General features: G+C 25.4%; 5 protein-coding genes and 1 pseudogene. All 6 read right to left on the reverse strand.

The genetic code is table 11. From position 1 onward, the window contains the following. Window positions 1-164: 164 nt before the first annotated feature. Window positions 165-914 (reverse strand): fimbria/pilus periplasmic chaperone, encoded by a 750-nt coding sequence (locus Q0V09_RS06625; RefSeq protein ID WP_297406840.1) that lies wholly within the window; start codon window positions 912-914, stop codon window positions 165-167. Window positions 915-918: 4 nt separating this feature from the next. Then, window positions 919-1,830: a toxin-antitoxin system YwqK family antitoxin gene (locus Q0V09_RS06630; RefSeq protein WP_297406842.1), complete on the reverse strand. Its 912-nt coding sequence runs from the start codon at window positions 1,828-1,830 to the stop codon at window positions 919-921. Between the two features lie 14 nt (window positions 1,831-1,844). Next, window positions 1,845-4,448, reverse strand: a complete 2,604-nt coding sequence (locus tag Q0V09_RS06635; protein WP_297406844.1) for a hypothetical protein — start codon at window positions 4,446-4,448, stop codon at window positions 1,845-1,847. Beyond that, a complete protein-coding gene (locus tag Q0V09_RS06640; protein ID WP_297487824.1) occupies window positions 4,448-5,305 on the reverse strand; it encodes a hypothetical protein in 858 nt (285 codons plus the stop codon). Before Q0V09_RS06640 ends, Q0V09_RS06635 begins: the two co-directional genes overlap by 1 nt. A gap of 12 nt (window positions 5,306-5,317) precedes the next feature. After that, window positions 5,318-5,803, reverse strand: a complete 486-nt coding sequence (locus Q0V09_RS06645; RefSeq protein WP_297487825.1) for a hypothetical protein — start codon at window positions 5,801-5,803, stop codon at window positions 5,318-5,320. Between the two features lie 10 nt (window positions 5,804-5,813). Continuing rightward, window positions 5,814-6,051: pseudogene (locus Q0V09_RS06650) on the reverse strand (ABC transporter substrate-binding protein); the annotation flags it as partial.

Raw genomic sequence — 6,051 nt, forward strand, 5'->3', positions numbered from 1 at the left:
TCATAACTTCTGACTATTTTCTCTATTCGGTTGTTAATGTCCTTCTGTTGTGCTTTAGGAATAATCCTCGCTACGAAAAATATACTATCATGATAGCTAATATATGTCAACAATTTTTTAAATTAAAAATGCCACTAATATAATATAGTGACATTCTTTAATTTTTATAAAGTATTACTTGTTTTTTGAATTATTTTTTTCCCATCTTGATTTTCAACTGTTATTCTAACTTTTTTTCCTGATAGATTAGGAATTTTTATTGTATTATCCATCTTTTTCATGCCATTTCTTGCAGTTCTACCCAATTGCGATTCAAATTTATCAATTACTTTTCCACTAGAATTAAGAACTTCTATTTTTTGACTTAACTTTACAGAACTATTTCCCTTAGAAAAAGTATCTAGGTTGACCTTTAATCCTGAAGTTTTTCTATTATAACTAATTTTCATATTGTTAGCTGTTGCATCTAATATTATATTTCCATAAGAACCATAAACACTAATTCCAACTTCTGTTATCATTTTTATTTGTACATCTAACTTGCCTTTTGTTTTCTTATCTTTTAATTTTAAAGGAACCTCTTTAAATACAATATAACTTTTATATTCTCCATCAACCATATTTTTTGATGGTTTTACTCTAAATCTAACAAGTTGTTTTCCACCGGGCTTTATTGCTACCATTTTAGGATATAATTTTATATTGTCATTTAAATTATATTTCTCATAACCTTCTGGTGCTTCTAAAAAACTTTCTAATCTCATAGGATCAGATGTATTATTTATAAGAACTATTTCATTGGTATTAATCTTATCTAAATTTAATTCAAATCTTGTTGGTGCTACACTAAAATTAAAAGCCATTGCTACTATATTTGTAATTAAAAATAATGCTAATATCATTTTCTTTTTCATTATATCACTCCATTTCTGTTAAGATTCTATCATACTTTTCATACTTTAAATTCCTATTAAATTTTTTAAATCTATCTATTATAGCGTCTTTAAATTTAGTTCTCTTTGAGATTATCCCTCCTTCTTTATTTATTTCATCTCCATTTTTAAAATAAAATTTATCTGCTATTAATCCAGCTTTATCATAAATAACTACTGCACCATCTTTATATCCATTTTTATAATTAACAGAAGTTTTTATATCTCCTGTTTTATAAAAAAAGTTCCAAGATCCTGTTCTTTTACTCAATCTATATTTTCCCTCTAAAAAAGGGGCTCCATCTCTAGAAAACATTTTAAATTTACCATCTAATTTTCCAAATTTAAAATAAGTTACCGTTTCTAGAACTCCTGTTTTATAAAAAAATGTTGCTTCACCATTTAATAACCCATGTTCATAATTTAATTGAGATAACAAATTTCCACCTTGTGTATATTTTACTACCTTACCTGATAATATTCCATCCTCTAAATTCTCATAACTTTCTATTTTCTGATTTTCATAAAAATATGCCCACTGTCCATTTGGTTTATCATAATTATACCTTAATATTACTTTTGTTGATTTATTCGGATATTTTATCATCCAAGTTCCATGCTTTATTCCATTTACATATCTTCCCTCATAAAATAATTTTTCATTATCCTCATCCTTTACTATGCCCTGAAACATCCCATGTTTTATTCCATTTTTATACTCCTCTTTTCTATCTACTCCTGTCATCTCACCTGTAAAAGGAGTAGTTTCATTTTGAAAATAAACTATTTGGTTTTTTATTTTTTTATTTTTTATACTTTCTACTCGTCCATTAGAATATGACAAATTTAAAACTAATATAAAAGTTATAAAAAATTTTATTGCTCCAAATTTTCTCAATTTAACTCTCTCCTTTAAAAATTATTTAAAATGCTATCTACATCAAAATCATCAACATCCGAATCTTGTTCTTTTTTGACTTTTTTAATTTTATCCTCTGCTGTTTTATTAACAGTTACATCAAATCCTTCAAAATACTCTCCTTCATCATCATTTTCTAATTTTACAATAACTTTAGTCTTTTCGCCTGTAAATATTATAGGATCACTTCCTAAATAATTAAACTTAAGATCATACTCCCCTGGCAATACATCATCAAAGAAGTATAGCCCATCGAATTCTGGATCTATCTCTTTATAAAATTCGCCGTTTTTTTCCAATACAATTGTTGTCATACTTACTATTCGAATAAATTCATCAGAAGATATCCCCTCCCCTTTCAGTATATTCCCTGTTACCATTGATATTGCTTGGACAGGAATATTATATTCAGTTCCAACAGAAGCTTTTGTTTCTACCCTTACATTATTTTCAATCTGTTTTAACATTGGATCTATTGATTTTCTATCAATTTCTACTTTATATTTTTCTTGAGGTAATAATCCATCTGATATATACTCTCCCTTACTATTTGTTTGAAACTTTTTCCCATCAACTATTATCTTTATATCTGGTATAGTTTTTTCTCCTTTGTCATATATTTTATTACTATTTGTGTCTATAAATACTTTACCAAAAATCCAAGAGTTATCAACTTCTCTATCTTTTACAACTCTTTTTAAATTTGATAAATCTATAACTTTTTCTGCATTTATTCCAACAGTATAGTCATTCTCTTCTGATCTATTGACAGGAAGCTCTAAATAAAAAAGTCCATCAAAATACAAATTAAAATCAAGAGTAAATAGAAATTTATCTGCATCATTATATCGAACTTCTCCACTAAAATTATACTCTATAGACGAATCCTTTATTTTTCTTCTTCTACTTAACATTTTTACTGAATAATCAACATTTTTTTCTGAATCTCTATTCTCTATATTAGATTGAAATAATAAACTTATATTATTAAACCCTGTATAAGTTATTCCTGGATTTATTTCAATAATCTTCTCGTTTGATCTATTTTTTTTATACTCTGTATCAATAAATAAAGAATAATTTCTAAAACTTCTATTTTCTAAACTTAAATAATATCCACTTTCTTTTTCATTATTTTTGAAATCCACCTCTTCTAAATAACCAAAAGCGATCCTATTTAAAGAAAACTCTTTTAATAAACCAATCTCATTATGATATTTCACATTATTTTCTTCTCCCAAATATTTTGAATATTCATCTCTTTTAAAAATCAAATTAATATCTTTTAATTTTTGATCTATTTTCAATTCATAACTATTCTCTTTTTTATCGTATTCATAAAAATTTTTTAAACTTAATAGTGTTGGAAAACTATCAAAATTAGTTCTATATGCTAACTCACTTTTAACAATATTAAACTCTCTTTTATTTTCAGAAAATAAATTCATAACTCCTATTCCAAGAGATAAATCATCAGTTACACCGTAATCAACTTGAAAAATACTTTGTAATTTTTCATCAGATTTTCCATATTGAATATTATAATTCACTTCATCTTTATTTAAAATAGAAACATCACTTAAAGTATAAACTTTTCTATTTTCTATCTGTCCATTTTTATAATAAATTTTTAAACTATATTCTCCTCCATAGTTTCTTTCTCTAATCTTAAATTCAAATCTTCTTGTTGTAGGATTCTTATAATCAATTAACATCCCATTTTGATAAAGCTCAATTATATCTGCTCCTTGAGCTTCACCTTCAATTATAGTCACGTTGTTCTCTGTTGAACTATATGTATTTTCTTTTCCAAAACTAATTCCTTCAACAGAAGAGTTTACTCTTAAAAAATCAGGTGTTCTCAAATAAAAATCCCCTATTACTAAATCATTCTCCTTATATAAATCGTTATATGTCCATTTATAATTTTCCAACTCACTTTGTGGTTTTAATTTTTGATTTATATATAGATCTCCATATAAAAACTGCGTTCCATATTCTAAATTTATATTTTCTTCAGCATTTTCAATATCATTTTTCATAAAATTTATTTTTAATAAACCAGGAGATATAAGGGTGTTTTTATTTCTTACCACTCTGTATTTTTTATTTGATTTTTGATCATTTAATCTTAATCTTTCAACTTTACTTTTTTCTCTTTCTTCATAAGGAAGAACAAAAGTTGGATTTAATGTTAGTTTTAAATTTTCTCCTGACCATTCAGCTTCATCAAAAGGTAATTTATTTTTTATAACATTTAAATCAATATATAAATCATCGTCAATCACCTTACACTCATTTTGAGAAAACTTTATATCTATTTTTTTTCCGTCTATTTCTCCTTCTATACTCCTATCTTCTAAATTAATCTCTACAGTATATATTTCTAAAAAATAAAACAGTGTTTTTAATCCTACAAATACTTTATCTCTATCAAAATCATACTTTACTAAGAAAAAATCATCTTTTAATTTTTTACTATGTATCTCTACATAAGCATCATCTAATGTCTCTCTATTTTCTCCATATATTTTATTTGAAAAAAGAAGTAATAGGAAAAATAAGAAAAATATTTTATCCCTCACTTTTCTTTTCACTAATCATACCTAACCTTTATTAATAATGTACCACTATATATTCCACTACTAGCTCCTCTTGTATCTTTTGCCATTCCATTAAACTCAACTTTTGCTGTTCCTCTATAATTAAGTTCAACTTCGTCATCTCCTTCATCATCATCTCTAAGGTTCGAATTAATATCTACTTCCAATTTTCCTCTTCTATTTTGATTATAAATAAATATTTTTTTAGGATATTCAATTTCAACTTCTTCTCCTGGTTTACCTTTTATATAAAGAATTCCTGGGAATCCATCTCGCTTTGAAGATAATGTATCTCCTCTAATTCCCTTTCCCAAATACATTGGTTCTGTTTTCAATTCTAGACTTCCTAATACATTAACATAATATTTAAAAATAACAGTTTCCACTTCGTCATCTTTCCATAATTTTAATGTAATTGGATCGCTTACATACTCTCCATTTAAAGATAGATTTTTTCCAATTCTAAAAACTCCACCAACTCCTAACTCTATTCTTCCCTTATAATCAAAAGTTAAATAATTTCTATCTATATTTCCAACTTTTTTTTTCAAATATATTCTATCAATCTCCATATCATTTGCTATTCTTCCATTTAAAGATTTAAATTGAACTCTTCTACCTCTTGGAAATAATTCATACCTTATAAATCTATCTCCATAATCTTCTCTTCCTTCATAATCTTTTCTTATTGTAATTCTAGCCATTTCATCATCTTGTATATATTGAGAACTATTGTTTGAAATCTTTGAATTTAAAAATCCATCTCCTACCTTAATATCTAAATCGTCAAGGTCATAGGAATATGTATTTACAAAACAACTTATAAATAATAATAATAATATTTTTTTCATAAGAATACTCCTTTAATCATATCTCACACTTAAAACTAATTTCCCTCTATAAACTCCTTTTTTTTGATTAGATATTGGTCTTATTCCAGCAGTGATTCCTACTCTTAATTTTCCATTTAATCCTAATATTACTGGAATATTTTTTTCACTTGGATTTATCATTCTATAAACACTATAATAATATATAAATGGCATCGTATCTCCATATTCATTTACTAAGTTAAAATGATAATTATCACTTCCTGCTTCATACTCTCCATTTCCTTTAATAATAACTCTAGCTAGTCCTTCTCCCTTTATAGAAAAACTAGATTTTAAATCATTTACAGGAATTCCCGGTAAAACATTCCCAAAATCTAAATCTCCATTTGATCTAATTGTTAAAGAGTCCATTATCTCTCCAAAAACTGGCATTTGTACACTTCTTTCAATTTCATCATCTGAAAAACTAAAAATTGATATACATATAAATATTACTAGAAATAATAATTTCTTCATTTCTCACCTCTTATTTCAACTCTTTTATTTTTTCATTTCCAATAATCAAATTTTTATTATGAGCTAAAGGAATATATGGAATATTTTTAGATATTAAATAAACTATTTTATCATAAACTTTCTCTCTATTTTCCTCTTTTTGCTCATTTTTCATTATATTAATAAATGGTTTAATAGCATTGTACATATCAACATCTTGAATGTCATATAATAATATTCTCCCTAGATTATATAATTGATAATTACTA

It is taken from the genome of uncultured Cetobacterium sp. (assembly GCF_947039425.1).
Lineage (GTDB): Bacteria > Fusobacteriota > Fusobacteriia > Fusobacteriales > Fusobacteriaceae > Cetobacterium_A.